This is a genomic window from Massilia endophytica, assembly GCF_021165955.1.
Taxonomy (GTDB): domain Bacteria; phylum Pseudomonadota; class Gammaproteobacteria; order Burkholderiales; family Burkholderiaceae_D; genus Rugamonas; species Rugamonas endophytica.
On record NZ_CP088952.1, the window covers coordinates 3091251 to 3111930 of the forward strand.

The 20680-nt window shown below is 63.9% G+C and carries 20 protein-coding genes; 7 read left to right on the forward strand and 13 right to left on the reverse strand.

Annotated features, from left to right (window positions below):
* Window positions 1-116: 116 nt before the first annotated feature.
* Complete coding sequence (locus LSQ66_RS13980) at window positions 117-2120, forward strand: putative bifunctional diguanylate cyclase/phosphodiesterase (protein ID WP_231765811.1); 2004 nt, start codon at window positions 117-119, stop codon at window positions 2118-2120.
* Between the two features lie 45 nt (window positions 2121-2165).
* Here LSQ66_RS13980 and gltA read toward each other — a convergent pair whose 3' ends face one another.
* The 7 genes from gltA to LSQ66_RS14015 all read right to left on the reverse strand — a co-directional run bounded on the left by gltA (window position 2166) and on the right by LSQ66_RS14015 (window position 8072).
* Window positions 2166-3470: a citrate synthase gene (gltA, locus tag LSQ66_RS13985; protein WP_231765812.1), complete on the reverse strand. Its 1305-nt coding sequence runs from the start codon at window positions 3468-3470 to the stop codon at window positions 2166-2168.
* Window positions 3471-3512: 42 nt separating this feature from the next.
* Window positions 3513-3785 (reverse strand): FAD assembly factor SdhE, encoded by a 273-nt coding sequence (locus tag LSQ66_RS13990; protein ID WP_407659515.1) that lies wholly within the window; start codon window positions 3783-3785, stop codon window positions 3513-3515.
* 8 nt (window positions 3786-3793) lie between these two features.
* Window positions 3794-4504, reverse strand: coding sequence for a succinate dehydrogenase iron-sulfur subunit (locus LSQ66_RS13995; RefSeq protein WP_231765814.1), 711 nt, complete (start codon window positions 4502-4504; stop codon window positions 3794-3796).
* Window positions 4505-4520: 16 nt separating this feature from the next.
* Window positions 4521-6299 (reverse strand): succinate dehydrogenase flavoprotein subunit, encoded by a 1779-nt coding sequence (sdhA, locus tag LSQ66_RS14000; protein ID WP_231765815.1) that lies wholly within the window; start codon window positions 6297-6299, stop codon window positions 4521-4523.
* A gap of 3 nt (window positions 6300-6302) precedes the next feature.
* Window positions 6303-6668 (reverse strand): succinate dehydrogenase, hydrophobic membrane anchor protein, encoded by a 366-nt coding sequence (gene sdhD / locus LSQ66_RS14005; RefSeq protein WP_231765816.1) that lies wholly within the window; start codon window positions 6666-6668, stop codon window positions 6303-6305.
* 2 nt (window positions 6669-6670) lie between these two features.
* Window positions 6671-7093 (reverse strand): succinate dehydrogenase, cytochrome b556 subunit, encoded by a 423-nt coding sequence (gene sdhC / locus LSQ66_RS14010; protein WP_231765817.1) that lies wholly within the window; start codon window positions 7091-7093, stop codon window positions 6671-6673.
* 178 nt (window positions 7094-7271) lie between these two features.
* Window positions 7272-8072, reverse strand: a complete 801-nt coding sequence (locus tag LSQ66_RS14015; protein WP_231765818.1) for a GntR family transcriptional regulator — start codon at window positions 8070-8072, stop codon at window positions 7272-7274.
* A gap of 232 nt (window positions 8073-8304) precedes the next feature.
* Here LSQ66_RS14015 and LSQ66_RS14020 point away from each other — a divergent pair, with 232 nt between their 5' ends.
* The 5 genes from LSQ66_RS14020 to LSQ66_RS14040 all read left to right on the forward strand — a co-directional run bounded on the left by LSQ66_RS14020 (window position 8305) and on the right by LSQ66_RS14040 (window position 15052).
* Window positions 8305-9294 carry a malate dehydrogenase gene (locus LSQ66_RS14020; RefSeq protein WP_231765819.1) on the forward strand — a complete coding sequence of 330 codons (990 nt, stop codon included), beginning with the start codon at window positions 8305-8307 and terminating at the stop codon, window positions 9292-9294.
* Between the two features lie 102 nt (window positions 9295-9396).
* Window positions 9397-10386, forward strand: a complete 990-nt coding sequence (locus LSQ66_RS14025) for an HpcH/HpaI aldolase/citrate lyase family protein (RefSeq protein ID WP_231765820.1) — start codon at window positions 9397-9399, stop codon at window positions 10384-10386.
* A complete protein-coding gene (locus LSQ66_RS14030; RefSeq protein WP_231765821.1) occupies window positions 10386-10898 on the forward strand; it encodes a hypothetical protein in 513 nt (170 codons plus the stop codon). The genes LSQ66_RS14025 and LSQ66_RS14030 overlap by 1 nt, the downstream gene beginning before the upstream one ends.
* Window positions 10899-10959: 61 nt before the next feature.
* Complete coding sequence (gene acnA, locus LSQ66_RS14035) at window positions 10960-13668, forward strand: aconitate hydratase AcnA (protein WP_231765822.1); 2709 nt, start codon at window positions 10960-10962, stop codon at window positions 13666-13668.
* Window positions 13669-13798: 130 nt separating this feature from the next.
* Entirely contained in the window at window positions 13799-15052 is a 1254-nt protein-coding gene (locus LSQ66_RS14040; RefSeq protein ID WP_231765823.1) for a DUF2863 family protein, read from the forward strand.
* A gap of 26 nt (window positions 15053-15078) precedes the next feature.
* Here the strand turns inward: LSQ66_RS14040 and LSQ66_RS14045 are convergent, their stop codons facing one another.
* The 5 genes from LSQ66_RS14045 to LSQ66_RS14065 form a co-directional block, all read right to left on the reverse strand.
* Window positions 15079-15402 (reverse strand): hypothetical protein, encoded by a 324-nt coding sequence (locus LSQ66_RS14045; RefSeq protein WP_231765824.1) that lies wholly within the window; start codon window positions 15400-15402, stop codon window positions 15079-15081.
* Window positions 15403-15431: 29 nt separating this feature from the next.
* Window positions 15432-15896, reverse strand: coding sequence for a CYTH domain-containing protein (locus tag LSQ66_RS14050; protein ID WP_231765825.1), 465 nt, complete (start codon window positions 15894-15896; stop codon window positions 15432-15434).
* Window positions 15896-17020: a M14 family metallopeptidase gene (locus LSQ66_RS14055; protein ID WP_231765826.1), complete on the reverse strand. Its 1125-nt coding sequence runs from the start codon at window positions 17018-17020 to the stop codon at window positions 15896-15898. The genes LSQ66_RS14050 and LSQ66_RS14055 overlap by 1 nt, the downstream gene beginning before the upstream one ends.
* Before the next feature lie 99 nt (window positions 17021-17119).
* Window positions 17120-18580: a catalase gene (locus tag LSQ66_RS14060; RefSeq protein WP_231765827.1), complete on the reverse strand. Its 1461-nt coding sequence runs from the start codon at window positions 18578-18580 to the stop codon at window positions 17120-17122.
* Window positions 18581-18674: 94 nt separating this feature from the next.
* On the reverse strand, window positions 18675-19460 hold the full coding sequence (locus LSQ66_RS14065; RefSeq protein WP_231765828.1) for a transporter: 786 nt from the start codon (window positions 19458-19460) through the stop codon (window positions 18675-18677).
* 73 nt (window positions 19461-19533) lie between these two features.
* Between LSQ66_RS14065 and LSQ66_RS14070 the strand changes: the two genes are divergently transcribed.
* On the forward strand, window positions 19534-19935 hold the full coding sequence (locus tag LSQ66_RS14070; protein ID WP_231765829.1) for a DUF4349 domain-containing protein: 402 nt from the start codon (window positions 19534-19536) through the stop codon (window positions 19933-19935).
* Here the strand turns inward: LSQ66_RS14070 and LSQ66_RS14075 are convergent.
* Complete coding sequence (locus LSQ66_RS14075) at window positions 19929-20672, reverse strand: metallophosphoesterase family protein (protein WP_231765830.1); 744 nt, start codon at window positions 20670-20672, stop codon at window positions 19929-19931. The two genes, LSQ66_RS14070 and LSQ66_RS14075, sit on opposite strands and share 7 nt — an antisense overlap.
* Window positions 20673-20680: the final 8 nt, after the last annotated feature.

Here is a 20680-nt window from a genome sequence, read left to right on the forward strand (position 1 = left end):
AGCAGCCGCCGTGGCCGTTACTCCGGCATATAAGACCAATCATTCAGGGGAGCGGTATGAGCGAAAGCGGGCAGGAGCCGGCCGTCGCGGTCGGGGCTTTGCCTCTACGGGACATCATGAACTTGCTTGTAGGCACTTTCTATGTTCTCGACGAGGCCGGCTACTTCGTTTTGTGGAACGAAAAGGTTGAACAGCTGACCGGCTTCGGTCCCGAACAGCTGCGCGGCATGCACATGCTGGAGCTCTTTCCGGCGGAAGAAAAGCCCAGGGTCGCCCGCGCCTTCTGCGCCGTGTTCCAGCAGGACGAAAAGATCCAGCTCGAAGCTTGGATACGCCTCAAGGGCGAACTCGTTCCCTATCTGTTCTGGGGCGCGCGCATGCGGGCCGGAGAGACCATGTACATGTTCGGCATGGGCATGGACCTCTCCGCCCCGCACCGCCAGCAGTCGGCCCTGGACCTGCGCGAGCGCGCGCTGCACGCCGCCAGCAACGGCATCGTCATCACCCGGCACGATGGCATGAACAATCCCATCGAATACGTCAATCCGGCCTTCGAGCGCATCACCGGCTACAGCGCCGAGGAAGCGCTGGGGCGCGATTCGGGCTTCATGGCCATCCCCGGCATCGACGAGGAACAGCGCGGCATCCTCGCCGCCGCCATCGCCGCCCAGCGCCCGGCCAGCGTGACCTTCCGCAACCACCGCAAGAACGGCGAGGTGTTCTGGAACCACCTGACCATCACCCCCGTGAGCGACCGCAACCGCCAGGTCACGCACTACATCGGCATCATCGAGGACATCACGGCCCTCAAGGTGCGCACCGCCGAGCTTGAGCACCAGGTGACGCACGATCCCCTGACCAACCTGGCCAACCGCATCCTCCTGCGCGACCGCCTGGAGCAGGCCATTCACGCCGCCCAGCGCAACCAGCACCTGGTGGCCACCATCCTCATGGACCTGAACAAGTTCAAGGAGATCAACGACACGCTCGGCCACGCGGCGGGCGACCATGTGCTGCGCGAAGTGGCCAGCCGCCTGCAGTCGGCGGTGCGCGAGAGCGATACCGTGGCGCGCCTGGGCGGGGACGAATTCGTGCTGGTGCTGGCCAACCAGCCCTCCTTCCGTTTCACCCTGCAGATGATCGAGCGCGTCCGCCGCGCCATGGCTCCGGAAATGGACATCGACGGCCGCCCTCTGGCCGTGGGCGCCAGCATGGGCGTGGCGCTCTATCCCAGCGACGCCCTCGGCGCCAGCGAACTGCTGCACGCCGCCGACACGGCCATGTACGAGGGCAAGCACGGCGGCCCGGATGCGGTGCACTTCTACTCGCCCGCCATCGCCTCCAGTTCCGCCGCCCGCCAGCGCATGGAGCACGCGCTCAAGGAGGCCCTGGAGCGCGACGACCTCTATCTGCTCTTCCAGCCGGACGTGTGCATCACCTCCGGCCGCATCCTCGGCCTGGAGGCTCTGCTGCGCTGGCGCCATCCCGAGCGCGGCGAGCTGCTGCCCGCGGACTTCCTGCCCGAGGCCGAGGAGAACGGCCTCATTGTGCCCCTGGGGCGGCGCGTGCTGGAGGAGGTGTGCGACACCCTGCACCACCTGGCGCAGCTGGGCTTTCCCGACCTGCCCATCTCCCTCAACGCCTCCGGGCGCGAGATCAGCCAGCGTGATTACCTGCCCCATATTGCGCGCCGGGTCGCCCACCACGGCGTCAAGCCGAGCAGCCTGGCGGTGGAGGTGAGGGAGGAGCAGCTGGTGAACAATATGGCTCAGGCCAAGCGCCTGGCGGACGGCATGAGCGAGCTGGGAATCAAGCTCTCGGTGGACGATTTCGGCGCCGGGCTGTCCAACCTCAGCTACCTGCAGGAGCTGCCGGTCAGCCAGCTCAAGCTCGCGCGCCGCTCGGTCAGCAATCTGAGCCAGGGCAACGGCAGCTGGGCGCTCGCCAAAACCATGCTGGACATCGGCCACAACCTGAACATCCGCGTGGTGGCCACGGGGGTGGAAACCCAGTCCCAGCACGACTTCCTGGCCGCCAACGGCTGCTCCAGCATCCAGGGCAACTACGTCAGCCGCCCCATGAGCCGCCCGGCCCTGGACCGCTGGCTTACTGCACAATGAAAAAAGCGGGCCGCAGCCCGCTTTTTCCATGCGCGAGGCATGGGATTACTTGCGGTCCTTCAGCGGCGGCACGTTGCGCACCGGGGAGCCGATGAAGAGCTGGCGCGGACGGCCGATCTTCTGCTCCGGATCGGCGATCATCTCGTTCCACTGGGCGATCCAGCCGATGGTGCGGGCCATCGCGAAGATGCCGGTGAACAGGGACACAGGGATGCCCAGCGCCGACTGCACGATGCCCGAGTAGAAGTCCACGTTCGGGTACAGCTTGCGCGACACGAAGTATTCGTCGTTCAGGGCGATCTTTTCCAGTTCCATCGCGAGCTTGAACAGCGGGTCGTCCTGCAGGCCCAGTTCGTTCAGCACTTCGTGGCAGGTCTCGCGCATCAGCTTCGCGCGCGGGTCGAAGTTCTTGTACACGCGGTGGCCGAAGCCCATCAGCTTGACGCCGGAGTTCTTGTCCTTCACCTTGGCGATGAAGTCGGGGATGTTCTCGACCGAGCCGATTTCCTTCAGCATGGTCAGCGCCGCTTCGTTCGCGCCGCCGTGGGCAGGGCCCCACAGGCAGGCGATGCCGGCAGCGATACAGGCGAAGGGGTTGGCGCCCGAGGAACCGGCCAGGCGCACGGTGGAGGTGGAGGCGTTCTGCTCGTGGTCCGCATGCAGGATCAGGATGCGGTCCAGGGCGCGCACCAGCACGTCGTTGACCTTGTACTCTTCGCAGGGATTGCCGAACATCATGCGCATGAAGTTCGCGCTGTACGACAGGTCGTTGCGCGGGTACATGAAGGGCTGGCCGATGGAGTACTTGTAGGCCATGGCGACCAGGGTCGGCATCTTGGCGATCAGGCGGATCGCGGAGATCTCGCGCTGCTTGGCGTCGTTGATGTCCAGCGAGTCGTGGTAGAAGGACGCCAGCGCGCCCACCGTGCCCACCAGCACCGACATCGGGTGCGCGTCGCGGCGGAAGCCGCGGAAGAAGAACTGCATCTGCTCGTGGACCATGGTGTGCTTAGTCACGGTGTCCACGAATTCGCTCTTCTGCGCGGCGTTCGGCAGTTCGCCGTTCAGCAGCAGGTAGCAGGTTTCCATGAAGTCGGCGTTCACGGCCAGCTGCTCGATCGGGTAGCCGCGGTACTGCAGCTCGCCCTTGTCGCCGTCGATGTAGGTGATCGTCGAGTTGCACGAGGCGGTGGACATGAAGCCCGGATCGTAGGTGAACTTGCCGGTGCCCGCGTACAGCTTGCGGATATCGATCACGTCCGGACCAACCGTGCCCTTGTAGATCGGGAATTCGACCGATGGGCTGCCGTCGGAGAACGACAGTGTGGCTTTGTTATCAGAGATGTTCATGTGCTCTTCCTTTTCCTGGAGAGATGCGGCTATTAAAAAAAATCAGGCGCGGCGCAGGCGTGCCAGCAATGCGTGCACATGCGGCAGATCGATCTCGCCCTCCGGCTCCTTGCGGGCCAGCACCAGATCCATCAGCGCATTGTCCGACAAGTCGAGGAGCCGCGTGAACGCGTCCACTTCCTCGTCAGTCAATTCCGTTTCGTGCGCATCCAGAAAACGCGTCAGGATGATGTCGTTTTCCAGCAGGCCCCGCCGCGCACGCCAGCGCAGGCGCGCGCGGTTGGCGGGGTCCGACTGATGCGCAGGATGTTCCATTTGCGTCATCAGATGGCGCGGCGGACCATCAGCTCCTTGATCTTGCCGATGGCCTTGTTCGGGTTCAGGCCTTTCGGGCACACGTCCACGCAGTTCATGATGGAGTGGCAGCGGAACAGGCGGTACGGGTCTTCCAGGTTGTCCAGGCGCTGGCCGGTGGCTTCGTCGCGCGAGTCGGCGATGAAGCGGTAGGCCTGCAGCAGGCCCGCAGGACCGACGAACTTGTCCGGGTTCCACCAGAAGGACGGGCAGGAGGTCGAGCAGCAGGCGCACAGGATGCACTCGTACAGGCCGTCCAGCTCTTCGCGCTCGGCGGGCGACTGCAGGCGCTCCTTCTCGGGCGGAATGGAGTCGTTGATCAGGAAGGGCTTGATCGAGTCGTACTGCTTGAAGAACTGGGTCATGTCCACGATCAGGTCGCGGATCACCGGCAGGCCTGGCAGAGGACGCAGCACGATAGGCTCGGTCAGCTCGTTCAGGTTGGTGGTGCAGGCCAGGCCGTTCTTGCCGTTGATGTTCATGGCGTCCGAACCGCACACGCCTTCGCGGCAGGAGCGGCGCAGGGCCAGGGAATCGTCCACGTCGGACTTGATGCGCTGCAGCGCATCCAGCAGCATCTTGTCGGTATCCTTCAGCTCGACCGTCAGGTCTTGCATGTAAGGCTTGGCGTCCTTGTCCGGATCGTAGCGGTAAATCTTGAATTTGAGAGTGCGTGGCATATCTGTGAGCCCTTGCTTAGAAAGTACGTGCTTTTGGCTTGAAGGTTTCGACCGTCAGCGGCTTGGTGACGACTGGCTTGTACTCCAGGCGGTTGCCTTCGGAGAACCAGAGGGTGTGCTTCATCCAGTTTTCGTCGTCGCGGTTCGGGAAGTCGCTGTGCGCGTGGGCGCCGCGCGATTCCTTGCGCGCTACTGCCGAGGTGATGGTGGCCTTCGCGGTCTCGATCAGGTTGTCCAGCTCCAGCGCTTCCACGCGGGCGGTGTTGAACACCTTGGACTTGTCCTTGAACGACACGTGCTTGCGGCGCTCGTCCAGCTTCATGATTTCTTCGTAGCCCTGCTTGAGCAGATCGTCCGTGCGGAACACGCCGCAGTACTTCTGCATCGTGGCGCGGATGTCGTTGGCTACGCCCTGAACCTTCTCGCCGCCGGTGGAGGTTTCCAGGCGGTTCAGGCGGTCCATGGCGAAGTCGGCCGCATCCTTCGGCATCGGCTTGTTTTCCTTCTGCTTCAGGTTCTGCGCCACCACGTGGTTGCCGGCCGCGCGGCCGAACACCACCAGGTCGAGCAGGGAGTTGGTGCCCAGGCGGTTCGCGCCGTGCACCGACACGCAGGCGCATTCGCCGATCGCGTACAGGCCGTTGACCACCTTCTGCGAGCCGTCGCCGGCGGGCACGACCACCTGGCCGTGGATATTGGTCGGAATGCCGCCCATCTGGTAGTGGATGGTCGGCACGACAGGAATCGGTTCCTTGGTGGCGTCCACGTTGGCGAACTTGTGGCCGATCTCCAGGATCGACGGCAGGCGCTTCTCGATGGTTTCCTTGCCGATGTGGCGCAGGTCCAGCAGCACGTGGTCCTTGTTCGGGCCGCAGCCGCGGCCTTCCTTGATCTCCTGGTCCATGGAGCGGGACACGAAGTCGCGCGGCGCCAGGTCCTTCAGGGTGGGCGCGTAGCGCTCCATGAAACGCTCGCCTTGCGAGTTGATCAGGATGCCGCCTTCGCCGCGCACGCCTTCGGTGATCAGCACGCCCGCGCCGGACACGCCGGTCGGGTGGAACTGCCAGAATTCCATGTCCTGCAGCGGCAGGCCGGCGCGCGCCGCCATGCCCATGCCGTCGCCGGTGTTGATGAAGGCGTTGGTGGACGCGGCGAAGATGCGGCCTGCACCGCCGGTGGCGAAGATGGTGGTCTTCGCTTCCAGGATCATGCACTCGCCGGTTTCCATTTCCAGGGCCATCACGCCCACCACGTCGCCTTCGGCGTCGCGGATCAGGTCCAGGGCCATCCACTCCACGAAGAAGTGGGTGCGGGCGCGCACGTTGCGCTGGTACAGGGTATGCAGCAGGGCGTGGCCGGTACGGTCAGCCGCGGCGCAGGCGCGCTGCACGGCCTTCTCGCCGAAGTTCGCGGTGTGGCCGCCGAAGGGACGCTGGTAGATGGTGCCGTCCGGGTTGCGGTCGAAAGGCATGCCGAAGTGTTCGAGCTCGTACACGACTTTCGGCGCTTCGCGGCACATGAATTCGATGGCGTCCTGGTCGCCCAGGTAGTCGCCGCCCTTGACGGTGTCGAACATGTGCCAGAACCAGTTGTCCTCGGCCATGTTGCCGAGGGAGGCGCCGATGCCGCCCTGCGCCGCCACGGTGTGGGAGCGGGTCGGGAAGACCTTGGACAGCACGGCCACGTTCAGGCCCGCTTCCGCCAGTTGCAGGGAGGCGCGCATGCCGGAACCGCCGGCGCCAACGATCACCGCGTCGAAGCGGCGGGTAGGGATTGCAGATTTGATAGCTGCCACGATTTACACACTCCAGAGAATCTGCACCGACCACACGGCACAAGCGATCAGCCAACCGATGGTGGCAATTTGCAGGGTCAGGCGGATGCCGACCGGCTTCACATAGTCCATCCAGATGTCGCGCATGCCCACCCAGGCGTGGTAGAACAGGCCCAGCAGGGTCACCATGCTGAAGAGCTTGAACCACTGCTTCGCGAACAGGCCGGCCCAGCCTTCATACGTGAAGTTGCTGCCGGTGAGGAAGGAAATCAGGAGGACGGCGGTGTAGATCACCATCAGGACGGCGGTCACGCGCTGGGCCAGCCAGTCCTTCACGCCATAGTGGGCGCCCACGACCAGGCGCTTCGGGCCGATATTGTTGTTAGCCATTTTTAGAACACTCCGAACAGTTTCAGGGCAACCAGGGCCGTTACGATCAGGCTGATCACCAGCACGGTGGCGGCGCTCTTGCGGGCCGAATCCTTGTCCAGGCCGACGTGGGTGTCCATGATCAGGTGGCGCACGCCCGCGCAGAAGTGCTGCATGTAGGCCCACACCAGGGCCAGGATGACCAGCTTGGCGAACCAGTGGGAGGCGATGCCCTGGAAGTAGGCGAAGGAGATTTCGGATTGAATGCTCAGTTGCAGCAGGTACAGCACCACCGGCAGCAGCGCGAACATCAGGAAACCACTGATGCGGTGCAGGATGGAAACGACGCCGGCTAAAGGCAAGCGGTAGTTGGACAGTTCCAGGACATGGATGTTACGGAACTCCCGCCGTTCTTTTTTGGGTGCTCCCCTTACGGCTTCTGACATGACAAAACCTCCCTATGCTATTGCTAAATTATGATTCCCGCAGAGCCCGGCTACGGGAGTGAGACTGCGATTTTCGCCGATTTCCCACATCTCACCAATATGTATTCTTACATATAACAAAAATTATGTTGCGGCGCGGTCTATTTCTTGCAAACCCGATAATGCCATTTCCTTATCGCTAATTCAGGTCGTTCTGGTAGTGGTGGCGGTCCGTCAAATACAGGCCGCGGCGCAGCTCGACCGGCTTGTCGCCGTAGGTGAAAGACACGCGCTCGGCGCTGAGCAGGGGCGTGCCCGGTTCCACCTTGAGCAGGCCCGCGTCTTCCGCACCTGCACAAACGGCTTTCACCTTTTCCTCTGCGCGGATCATGCGGGTGCCGAATTCGGATTCGAACAGGCCGTACATCGGCCCCTTATATTCGGACAGGCGCTCCGCCGTCAGGCCCTTGAAGATGGCGCCAGGCAGCCAGAGTTCTTCCACGATGGTGGGCACGGCGTCGAAGGACTGCACGCGCTTGATGTAGATGACGGCGTCGCCCGATTTCAGGTCCAGCAGGCGCGCCACGTCGGCGGGCGCGCGCAGGCGCTTGACTTCGATGAAGGTGGAGGCGGGGTAGCTGGGCTGGCCCTCGTCCGGGCGCAGGCGCAGGAAGCGGATATGGGCGCGCGCCTCGTGGTGGGTGGCCACGAAGGTGCCCTTGCCCTGGCGCCGCATCACGAGATTCTCGGCGGCCAGCTCGTCGATGGCCTTGCGCACCGTGCCCTGGCTCACCTTGTAGCGGTTGGCCAGCTCCACTTCGCTGGGGATCATCTCGCCCGGCTTCCACTCGCCCGACTGCAGGCTCTGGGTGATGAGGGCCTTGATCTGCTGGTACAGCGGAGAAAAGGTGGGGGACGGCGCGGACGCTCCGGAGCTCGCCGCAGCGGGCGCGCCCGAGGCTGCACCTGCACTGGTATTGTTGGGCGGGACCGGGTTCATAGACCGCGATTTCACCACAAAAGGCAAAACCCGTCCAGTAAAACCCGACAACTTATCTGTCTTATATAAGACATAAGATATGATTGACAGAAGGCCATGCTGAGCCTACACTCGCCGTCGAAATTGCCGCGCGCGCGGCAGAAAGACCCTGCCGGTTTTGGTATCATTATAAGTTCCCAAGCCAGGCACAGGCCCAGCTTCGACCGTTTTCTATCCACTTTGGAGATTCACCATGGCTAAAACCCCAATGCGTGTTGCCGTCACCGGCGCCGCCGGCCAGATCGGCTATTCCCTGCTGTTCCGCATCGCCAACGGCGACATGCTGGGCAAAGATCAGCCAGTCATCCTGCAACTGCTGGAAATCCCTGACGAGAAAGCCCAGAAAGCGCTGAAAGGCGTGATGATGGAAATCGACGACTGCGCCTTCCCGCTGCTGGCCGGCATGACCGCCCACTCCGACCCGATGACCGCCTTCAAGGACGCCGACGTGGCCCTGCTGGTGGGCGCCCGTCCGCGCGGCCCGGGCATGGAGCGCAAGGACCTGCTGGAAGCGAACGCCCAGATCTTCACCGTGCAGGGCAAGGCGCTGGACGCCGTCGCCTCGCGCAACGTGAAGGTGCTGGTGGTGGGCAACCCTGCCAACACCAACGCCTACATCGCCATGAAGTCGGCCCCTTCCCTGCCGGCCAGGAACTTCACCGCCATGCTGCGCCTGGACCACAACCGCGCCCTGTCGCAGGTTGCCGCCAAGACCGGCAAGGCCGTCAAGGACATCGAGAAGCTGACCGTGTGGGGCAACCACTCCCCGACCATGTACGCCGACTACCGCTTCGCCACCGTGGAAGGCAAGTCGGTCAAGGACATGATCAACGACCAGGAATGGAACGCCAACGTGTTCCTGCCGACCGTGGGCAAGCGCGGCGCCGCGATCATCGAAGCGCGCGGCCTGTCCTCGGCTGCTTCGGCTGCCAACGCCGCCATCGACCACGTGCGCGACTGGGTGCTGGGCACCAACGGCAAGTGGACCACCATGGGCGTGCCGTCCGACGGCTCCTACGGCATCCCTGAAGGCATCATGTTCGGCTTCCCGGTCACCACCGAGAACGGCGAATACAAGATCGTGCAGGGCCTGGAAATCGACGCCTTCTCGCAAGAGCGCATCAACATCACGCTCAAGGAACTGACCGAAGAGCGCGAAGGCGTGAAGCACCTGCTGCCGTAATTCCTTAACGCTGTGGAGCCGGTCAAACCGATCCGCAAGACCCGCCGCGCTGCCGACAGCAGCGCGGCGGCATCCGTTTCTGTACCTGTTTCCGCTACACCGATGCACCCATCCGAGGTTTTATTCCAGGGCAAACGCCAGCCGCATCTGCTGCCGGCCTGCGACCATTACGCAGGTTCCGAAAAGCTGATGCGCAAGTCGATGGCCTTGCAACAAGAGCTTGGCCCTGTCTTTGACATCACCTTCGATTGCGAGGACGGCGCCGCCGCCGGCAACGAAGAAGCGCACGCCCAGCTGGTGGCCCAGCTGCTGCTGGACGAAGCGAACCAGCACGGCCGCATCGGCGCCCGCGTGCACGACCTGCACAGCCCCCATTTCGAGCGCGACGTGGAAATCATCGTCGGCGCCGCCGCGCACAAGCTGGCCTATATCGTGCTGCCCAAGCCCGAAAACGCGCAGGAAGTGATGCGCGCCATCGATATCGTCAACAAGCACGCGGCCAAGGCGGGCCGCGCCGACCTGCCCCTGCACGTGCTGATCGAAACTCACGGCGCCCTGCGCGAAGCGTTCGAGATCGCCGCCCTGCCCCAGGTCGAATGCCTGTCCTTCGGCATCATGGATTTCGTGTCCGCCCACCACGGCGCCATTCCGGCCAATGCCATGCGCACGCCGGGCCAGTTCGCGCACCCGCTGGTGGTGCGCGCCAAGCTGGAGATCGCAGCGGCCTGCCACGCCCACGGCAAAACGCCGTCGCACAACGTGACCACCGAGATCAAGGACAGCGCCGTCGTGGCCACGGACGCCCAGCGCGCGGCCGCCGAATTCGGCTACACGCGCATGTGGAGCATCCATCCCAGCCAGATCAAGCCCATCGTGAAGGCTTTCACGCCGCGCGCCTCGGAAGTGAACGAGGCCGCCGCCATCCTGCATGAGGCGGAGAAGGCGCAGTGGGGCCCGATCAGCATGCACGGCCGCCTGCACGACCGCGCCAGCTACCGCTATTACTGGACCGTGCTGCAGCGCGCCCGCCTCGCAGGCCTGCCGCTGCCGGAAGCGGGAGCGGCGCTGATGAACGAACAAGGAGCATCGTAATGCGTCTGAACAAACTGCTCACCGCCCTCAGCCTGGCCGCCCTCGCCGCCAGCACCCTGCTGTTCTACAGCGAAGCCCTGGCCGCCGATACGCCCAAGGCGGAGGCGCAGAAGAAGCCAGCCGCCAAGCCGAAGGCGAAAGCCAGGGCAAAGGCTGCCCCTGCGCCCAAGGCGCCCGACCCCGAGGCCGACGAGCCGGATACGCAAGGCTCCACCGTCACCGATTACACCTGCGAAGTGGGCAGCAACATCACGATCTACGAGAACGCGGCGGACGATTCGCATATCGCGCTGCGCTGGAAGAAGCGCCTGCACCGCCTGACGCGCGTGGCCACCACCACCGGCGCGCAGCGCTTCGAGAACAAGCTGTATGGCCTGATCTGGATCGGCATTCCCGCCAAGGGCATGCTGCTCGATTCGAAACTGAACCGCCAGCTTGCCAATGAATGCCGGAATGCCGAGCAGTTGAAACCGGCCAGCGTGGAGGCCCCGCAGGCCGCCCCGCAAACCTGAATGCAGTAACAGTTTTAGCTTCAACATCAATAACAGACGATACCCACCTGAAGGAGAGGTCATGTCCCGCAACACACTGAATACGCTCAAGGAATTCCCTATTTCCGGCAGCAAGAAAGGTAAGTTCTACTCCCTGCCTGCGCTGGAAAAAGCCCTGGGCGCCAAAGTCTCCCGCCTGCCGGTGTCGATCCGCGTCGTGCTGGAATCCGTGCTGCGCAACTGCGACGGCAAGAAGGTCACGGAAGAGCACGTGCGCCAGCTGGCGAACTGGGGCGCGACCGCCGACCGCGTCGACGAGATTCCATTCGTCGTGGCCCGCGTGGTGCTGCAGGACTTCACCGGCGTTCCGCTGCTGGCCGACCTGGCCGCCATGCGTAACGTGGCCTCCAAGATGGGCGTGAACCCGAAGAAGATCGAGCCGCTGGTTCCGGTGGACCTGGTGGTGGACCACTCCGTGACCATCGACCACTTCCGCGAGCCCAAGGCCCTGGACCTGAACATGAAGCTGGAATTCTCGCGCAACAACGAACGCTACCAGTTCATGAAGTGGGGCATGCAGGCCTTCGACACCTTCGGCGTCGTGCCTCCGGGCTTCGGCATCGTTCACCAGGTGAACCTGGAATACCTGGCGCGCGGCGTGCACAATGCCGACGGCGTGTACTACCCTGACTCGCTGGTGGGCACCGACTCGCACACCACCATGATCAACGGTATCGGCGTGGTGGGCTGGGGCGTGGGCGGCATCGAGGCGGAAGCGGGCATGCTGGGCCAGCCTGTGTACTTCCTGACCCCGGACGTGATCGGCGTGAACCTGACCGGCGCCCTGCGCGAAGGCTGCACCGCCACCGACCTGGTGCTGACCATCACCGAGATGCTGCGTAAAGAGAAAGTGGTGGGCAAGTTCGTCGAGTTCTTCGGCGAAGGCACCGAGTCCCTGACCGTGACCGACCGCGCCACCATCGCCAACATGGCGCCGGAATACGGCGCGACCATGGGCTTCTTCCCCGTGGACGACGCCACCATCGAGTACTTCGAAGGCACCGGCCGCACCCGCGCCGAGATCGACGCCTTCGCAGGCTACTTCAAGGCCCAGGGCATGTACGGCGTGCCGAAGGCCGGCCAGATCGACTACACCCGCGAACTGCACCTGGACCTGTCCACCGTGACCCCGTCGCTGGCTGGCCCGAAGCGTCCGCAGGACCGTATCGAGATCGGCAACGTGAAGGCCACCTTCACCGACCTGTTCTCCAAGCCGACCACCGCCAATGGCTTCAACAAGAACCCTGAAGACCTGACCACCGTGTACGAAACCAGCAATGGCGTGCACGTGAAGAACGGCGACGTGCTGATCGCGGCGATCACTTCCTGCACCAACACCTCGAACCCGAGCGTGCTGCTGGCCGCGGGCCTGCTGGCCAAGAAGGCCGTGGAAGCCGGCCTGACCGTCGCCCCGCACATCAAGACCTCGCTGGCCCCCGGCTCGCGCGTGGTGACCGAGTACCTGACCGCCGCCGGCCTGCTGCCCTACCTGGAAAAGCTGGGCTTCGGCGTGACCGCCTACGGCTGCACCACCTGCATCGGCAACGCGGGCGACCTGACGCCGGAACTGAACGCCACCATCACCAGCAACGACATCGTGGCTGCTGCGGTGCTGTCCGGTAACCGCAACTTCGAGGCGCGCATCCACCCGAACATCCGTTCGAACTTCCTGGCTTCGCCGCCGCTGGTGGTGGCCTACGCCATCGCCGGCAACGTGACCCGCGACCTGATGACCGAGCCGGTTGGCAAGGGCACGGGCGGCAAGGACGTCTACCTGGGCGACATCTGGCCGACCTCCGCCGAGATCAACAAGCTGATGAAGTTCGCCATGAACTCCAAGGTCTTCAAGGAGAACTACGCCGACGTGAAGGGCGCTCCGGGCAAGCTGTGGGAAGCCGTGTCCTCGACCGAGGGCCAGGTGTACAACTGGCCTGAGTCCACCTACATCGCCGAGCCTCCATTCTTCGAAGGCTTCCAGATGAAACCTGCGGCCGCCGCAGCGGGCATCACCGGCGCGCGCGCGCTGGGCGTGTTCGGCGACTCCATCACCACCGACCACATCTCCCCGGCAGGCTCGATCAAGGAAGACGGCCCGGCAGGCAAGTGGCTGAAGGAAAACGGCGTGATGAAGGCCGACTTCAACTCCTACGGCTCGCGCCGCGGCAACCACGAGATCATGATGCGCGGCACCTTCGCCAACGTGCGTATCAAGAACAAGATGATCCCGCCGAAGGCCGACGGTTCCGCAGTCGAAGGCGGCATCACCATCCACCAGCCGAGCGGCGAACAGCTGTCGATCTACGACGCGGCAATGAAGTATGTGGCGGAAGGCACCCCGACCATGATCTTCGGCGGCGAAGAATACGGCACCGGCTCCTCGCGCGACTGGGCGGCCAAGGGCACCCAGCTGCTGGGCGTGAAGGCCGTGATCTGCCGTTCCTTCGAGCGTATCCACCGTTCCAACCTGGTGGGCATGGGCGTGCTGCCGCTGCAGTTCATCGGCAACGACAGCGTCGAGACCCTGGGCATCACCGGCAAGGAGATCTATGACCTGAAGGGCCTGGAAGGCGAGATCAAGCCCCAGCAGCTGGCAACGCTGGTGATCCACCGCGAAGACGGCTCCAGCCAGGAAGTGAAGGTCCTGCTGCGCATCGATACCCCGATCGAAGTGGACTACTACAAGCACGGCGGCATCCTGCCATTCGTGCTGCGCCAACTGCTGGCAGCTTAAGCGCCCGCCGGAGGTATCGCACCAAAAACGCCGGGTCATCCCGGCGTTTTTCATTGAACGTCCCCACCCTTGCCGAATCCACTACAATACGAGTAATTGCAATTTTTTCTGACTGAGAACCGTAAGCGCCATGCGTCGCCCATCCAAAGATTCATCCCATAAGTTGTCCGCCGACAGCCAGCGCCTTCTCACCCTTGCCCAGGCCGTGGGCCAGGCGTCCAGCCGCATTGAAGAGCGCAACTGGGAGCGTGCGCTCGACAACCAGCTGCACAAGCTGCTCAAGACCGGCCACCAGGACACCGTCGACGGCGCCCTGAACGCCCTCTTCAGCCTGGACCTGAACGCCTACGACATCCTCATGGACAGCGTGGAAGCGGTCAGCGAGTCCGCCACCATCGTGCATGAGGACGCCGAATACGACGTGCTGCTGGTCGCCGCCCCCATCCTGGCCTGGACCCGCTTCTCGATCGCCTCGGGACCGATTCCGGCCGATGTGCTGAACACCCTGTCCGCCCACTTCTCGGCGCATCTGCTGGCCGACAACACGCATATGGCGATGTCGTCCATGCTGTTCTCCATCGACCAGCTGCCGCGCACCCATGCCGAGGCCTACAGCAAGACCCACAAGCTGGCCCTGGCCGCGCTGAAGGGCGCGGCCGTGAAGACGGAAGTGAAGATCCAGGAAACCGCTCCCTTCCTGGCCGACACGCGCTACCTGGTGGCCGCCGTGGTCGCCCCGGCAGGCGAAGCGATGTTCCGCTGGCAGATGCCGGGCGCCCACCTGCACCAGGCCGAGGAACGCCGCCTGGCGCTGGAACAGTGGCGCACCCAGGCCATGCCCACCGTGGCGCGCCTGCTGCCCGGCTGCGGCATCGAACTGCTGCTGCCGGAGGCCTACTACATGGCCTGCCGCGAGGCGGACAAGCAGATCCGCCCCATCTCGATCCGCGCCGCCGTGCACTACCTCACGCATTCCCTGGCCTGGGAGCCCTCCGACCTGCGCGCCGTGATTGCGGGCTTCGGCGAGGAGAACGCGGACGGCCAGATCGACGAATACCGCGTGGCCTTCACCCGCCGCGCCGAGTCGGACGTGATCTATGGCGTCGTGTGGCCACTCTACGGCCAGGAAGACGAGGAAGGCACGCCGCCCGAAGGCCCGCTGGCAGGCGGCCTGGCCGAGCTGCTGCAGCCGCGCACGCCGGTCGAGGAAATTGTCGAGCACTTGAATGCCGCAGGCGTGACCATCGTGAAGAAGCTGGGCGAACGCTATGTGGCCGAGTATTGCGACGACTGCGGCGCCCCTCTCTTCGCCGACCCGTCAGGCGAGCTGGTCCACGCCGAAATGCCGGAAGACGCCCCAACAGGCACCGAGCACTTCCACTAAACAAAAGCCTCGCACTGCGAGGCTTTTTATTTGGATGGCGGCTGAGGCGGGTTAATTGTCACCGATCCCCATTGCTGAACCGGCGGCGCTGCTCCTGCTGCTGGTTGCGGCGCGGGGCTGGCCTGGACCGGGGGCGGCGGGGGCTGCTGTTTTAGATAGAAGTTCCCCATCGCCAAAAACAGCCCGCCGAAACCTATGAATATTCCAATTACGGAAGCAAACATCCATTTCTGCGTTTCGCTGGCAACCCTGAGCATTTCCGCATGCAATGCCTCCACGTCGGCCTTTGTTGCCAAGGTCGGCAGGATGGCTTCGATGTGCGCGAGGCGCGAATGAACGTCGTTGTCCATTCCTCCAGACTAGTACGAAAGCGCGCGCCTTACCAGCGGGAGTATGGATGTTTGATGAGGTTGGAGTTGAGGTAGCGCACGTCGTGGGTCACTTCCTCGCCCACCCAGTCCGGCTTCTCGAAGGCCTGCTCTTCCGAGGGCAGCTCGATCTCGGCCACCACCAGCCCGGCGTTCGCGCCGAGGAACTCATCGACTTCCCACACGAAGCCGCCGTAGGGGATGCGGCGGCGGTATTTCTCGATGATGGGCTGCTCGCACAGCCTGTCAAGGAACTCGGCGGCGTCCGCCATCGGCAGCTCGTATTCCCACTCGCCCCGGCTGACGCCCACCGCCTTGCTCTTGATCGTCATGACCGCGCGCTCGCCCTCGATCCGCACGCGCACCACGCGCTCCGGATGCGAGGACAGGTAGCCCTGGCGCAGCAGTACCGGCTCGCCCTGGCGCAGCCAGCCGTCGTGAGCCACCAGGAACTTGCGTTCGATCTCGACGCCCATCAGTCGTCCAGCGACAGCAGGATGGGCTGCAGGATGGCCATGCCCAGCGCCGCGCTGCGCGCGCCGTTCCAGCCCACCGTCGGCGACGGCAGGTCGGCGTTGTCCTTGAAGGGCATTTCCAGCGTGAGCGAGAGCACGCCGAAGTGGTGGCCCACGTACTTGGATGCGAGCGTGAGCATGTCTTCCTTGTACTTGCTGACCGGGTAGCCCACTGCGTCCTGGAAGTCCGGGCTGGCCGCCTTATAGCGCTCGATGAAGGCCTTCTGCGCCGCCATGCGTTCCGGCGTGAAGTTCTCCAGCATCTCGTTACCGGCCACGAAGTTGTAGGGCAGGTTCTCGTCGCCGTGGATGTCGAAGAACATGTCGATGCCCACTTCGTGCATCTTCTGCTTCACGCACAGCACTTCCGGCGAACGCTCCAGGGTCGGCGTCATCCACTCTCGGTTCAGGTTCGCGCCCGCTGCATTGGTGCGCAGGTTGCCGCGCACGGAACCGTCCGGATTCATGTTCGGCACGATGTAGAACACGCAGCGCTGCAGCAGCTTGCGGGCGATGGGGTTGGCGTCGTCCAGCAGCGCATCGATCAGGCCTTCGATGAACCACTCGGCCATCGATTCGCCCGGGTGCTGGCGCGCGATGAACCAGATCTTCTTTTCCGCTTTCGGGTCGCCGATCACCACCAGGTTCATGTCGCGGCCATCGACGCTGGAGCCGATATCGTGCACGCGCGCCAGGGGATTTTCGGCCACTTCGCCCAGCAGGCGCAGGTGGCGCTCCCACGAGTAGGGCTCGAAGTAGGCGTAGTAGCAGCTGTCCAGGTCCGGCGTATGGCGGATGGTCATCACCTTGCCGTCGAAGGAGGTGGGCACGCGGAACCAGTTCTCGCCGTCGTAGCTCGCGCAGGCATTGTAGTTCTCGTAGCCTTGCGCATAGGTTGCCTCGCCAGCGTTCAGCACTTTCATGTGAAGCGCCTGGCCGCGCGCGCCCTGTACGCGGAAGTGGAACCACTGCCAGATGTCGGCGTGCGAATCCTTGCGCAGTTTCAGTTCGATGTTGGCTGCATTGTCCGCGTTCACCACCTCGATGGCGCCCGAGTCGAAGTTCTGGCTGATTTTGATTGGCATTGTCGGTTCCCGCTCCACGAAATTGCGATCCCGCTATTGTCCTCGCTTTGCCGGGTTTACGCAAAAAGGGCAAACGTTCCCGCTTGCCCTTTCGTCAACTCAGTCGATGTTGCGGCCGCGCGCTTTCAGCGCCGCGCGAACGCCCGCGCCGTAGGCGGGATCGGCCCTGTCGAAGTGGCCCAGCTGGCGCAGGATGATCTCGTCGCTCACCTGGCTCATGGGGCCTGCCAGGTTGTCGAAGAGGTTCTGGCGTTCCTGCGGCGGCATCAGGCGGAACAGGTTCCCTGCCTGCGTGTAGTCGTCCTCGGCGCCCCGGCCGTCGTAGCGCGCAGCCGCGCCATGCAGCGCCAGCGGCGGTTCGCCATGGCCCAGGCCTTCCCGTTTGGCGCCGCCCGCGGCCACCGTGCCGTAGTTCTGCGCCGAGCCGCCGTTATTGATCGCCATTGCGCCATCGCGCTGGTGGTTATGCACGGGGCAGCGCGCCGCGTTCACGGGCAGGTGCTGGTGGTTGGTGCCGACGCGATAGAGCTGGGCGTCGTGATAGGCGAACAGGCGGGCCTGCAGCATCTTGTCCGGCGAGAAGCCCATGCCGGGCACGATGTTCGCCGGAGACAGCGCGGCCTGCTCCACTTCCGCGTGGTAGTTCACGGCATTGCGATTCAGCTCGAACACGCCCACGGGAATGAGCGGGAAGTCGCCGTGCGGCCAGACCTTGGTGAGGTCGAAGGGATTCCAGCCGGTGCGGGCGCTCCATGCGTCCAGCTCCGCCTCCGTCGCCACCTGCAGCATGACATTCCAGCGCGGGAAGTCGCCACGGTCGATGGCGTTCACCAGGTCGCGCTGCGCGTAGTCGGGATCTTCGCCTGCAATACGCACCGCGTCCGCCGCGCTCAGGTTGCGGATACCCTGCTGCGTTTTCAGGTGCCACTTCACGTACACGCGCTCGCCAGCTTCGTTGATCAGGCTATAGGTGTGGCTGCCGAAACCGTCCATGTGGCGGTAGCCGTCCGGCGTGCCGCGGTCGCTGAAGAGCATTGTCACCTGGTGCAGGCTTTCGGGCGCCTTGCTCCAGAAGTCGAACATCATTGTGGGTGACTTCAGATTGGTGCGCGGGCAGCGCTTCTGGGTGTGGATGAAATCCGGGAACTTGATGCCGTCCTTGATGAAGAACATGGGCGTGTTATTGCCCACGAGGTCCCAATTGCCCTCTTCCGTGTAGAAGCGGGCCGCGAAGCCGCGCGGGTCGCGTTCCGTATCTGCGCTGCCCTTCTCGCCGCCCACGGTGGAGAAGCGCACGAAGGTTTCGGTCTGCTTGCCGATGGCGGAGAACAGCTTCGCTTTGGTGTAGCGCGTGATGTCGTGCGTGACGGTGAAGGTGCCGTAGGCGCCGGAGCCTTTCGCATGGACGACGCGCTCGGGAATGCGCTCGCGGTTGAAGTGCTGGAGCTTTTCGATCAGGTGAAAGTCCTGCAGCAGCAGGGGGCCGCGCGCGCCGGCACTGGCGGAATTCTGGTCGTCCGCAACGGGGATGCCGGAGGCGGTGGTAATTGGCGGATTCATGGTCTTGCACTCCTCTGTTTGAACATGTGTTCATTCTATGGAGGGCAAGACGATTAACAAAGATAATTAATTAAATCAATTCAATAGCAATTTACTATATCTTGATGGAGATGCCGATAGTAAAAGCATTGTCCGGCGTGTTGCGGTTCAGGCCGCGCGACCAGGCCGCGTCCAGCTGGCAGTTCTTGCTCAGCAGCCAGGCGCCGCCCAGGTCGAAGGTGTATTGCGAACCGCCGTTGCGGGCCTTGGCGATCTGCGGCGCGGAGAGTTCGACGAAGGTGCGGAAGCTGTCGGTCCAGGACTTCCCGACGACGATGCCGAAGATGCCGTTCACGGCGCGCTTGCCGGTGTCGTTCTTGTCCCAGATCAGGCCGGGCATGATGCCGAGCGAATAGTCGTCCGGCAGCTCCCATTCGGCGGCCAAGCGCAGGGACGGGCGTACGCCCTGCCCGCGGAACGCGCTCGAGCCGGAGTCCAGGTCGGCGTGCAGCAGCAGGCCGATGGACGGGCCCTTGTCGTCCTCGTCGCGCGCGTGCCATTTCACCCCGATAGAGGTGTCGGCGTAGCCGCGCTGGCGCAGCGCGCCTTCCGGCCCGTCGCTGCGATAGCGCATGCGGCCATCCGTTTCGGCGCGCAGCTCCAGCGTATCGCTGACGCCGTAGCGCAGCAAGGTTGGTGTGGAAGAGGTGCGTTCGCGCACGCCCGCGTCGCGGTTACGCTCCAGCGCTACGCTGGTCTCGATCTGGAAGCGGCCCTTGCCCACCACATTGCTCGACTCCACGAAGTCCGGCCGGTCGGTGACGATGCTGTCGTCCTCCGGCTCAGCGGCCTGCGCAGCTTGTGCGCACAAAATCAGTCCAAGCAATATCGGTGCACGCATCTTCTCTCCCGGCGGCTAAGTCTTCAGTTCAGCGCCCCCCGTGCATTGCCGTTCGACAGACTCAGGAGGACCTATGAATGGTACACCGGTTGACGCCCGCCACGACAGGGCGGATGATGGTCGCGAGGCACGATTGGCAAGATTGGAGGCCGCTGTGGAAGCGCTGGCGAAATCTCTTGATACGCTGCAGCAGCATACCGAGCAGCTTATCGAGATTCGCGCCGAACTTCGCGTGCTACAGGCGCGCATAGCCGCACTTGAGGCACAGGTGAGTTCGCTCCAATCCCGCGTATCCGCGCTTGAATCGCGCTTCTCTGCGCTTGAGATTCGGCTCGTCGCCCTGGAGGAATCCAGTCGGGACATCAAAACCGAAGTCCGCGCCCTGCGCAATGAAATCCGTTGGGTAATTGGCACGCAGATTGCCACACTCCTTGCAGCCTTCTCCCTCATCGGCCACGCAAGCGGACTTTACTGACGCGGCATGCGGCCGGTAGCCAGCGCATGCGCCCAATCGGGGCGTCCGTTGGCGTTGGCGAGCGAGCTCATCTCATCCCAGTTGTAGGCCACCGCAATGTGCTCCACCTGCCACTGCTGCCCAATACGTTCGATGATGACGTAGCGCGCATGCGGCGTGCCGTTCTCGGCCTTGTGGGGCAAAGGATGCACATCCGAATACGCCTGCAGCCCCACGCTGCCGGGGTTGACGATCAGCCGCCCGTCATCAAGCAGCACACTGCGCGGCACATGCGTGTGGCCGCACAGGATCAGCGAAGCCTGCGCATCCCCTGCCCGCTCCAGCACCTCCTCGTAACTGGCCTGCCGCTGCCCACGGTCATCCACCGACTCCATCCAGTACACCAGATCCGACGACGGCGTGCCATGCACCAGCAGCACATCGGGCGTGAGCCGCAAGGTGGACGGCAGGCTGCGCAGCCAGGCGCGCTGCAGCTCGGTGATTTCGTCATAGGCGAAGCGGTCCGAGTCCCCCATGCGCTCCACAGCGTGCGTCAGCACCTGGCGCTCGTGGTTGCCCGCGATGGTGGGGAAGTCCAGCGCCATCAGCCGCTCCGCCGTGGCACGCGGCTGAAGCGGGCCGGACAGGATATCGCCGAGGTTGACCGTGACATCCGCGCCACGCTTGGCGATATCGGCCAGCACCGCTTCCAGAGCGGGAAGGTTCCCGTGGATGTCAGAAATTGCTGCAATTCGCATAAGCATTG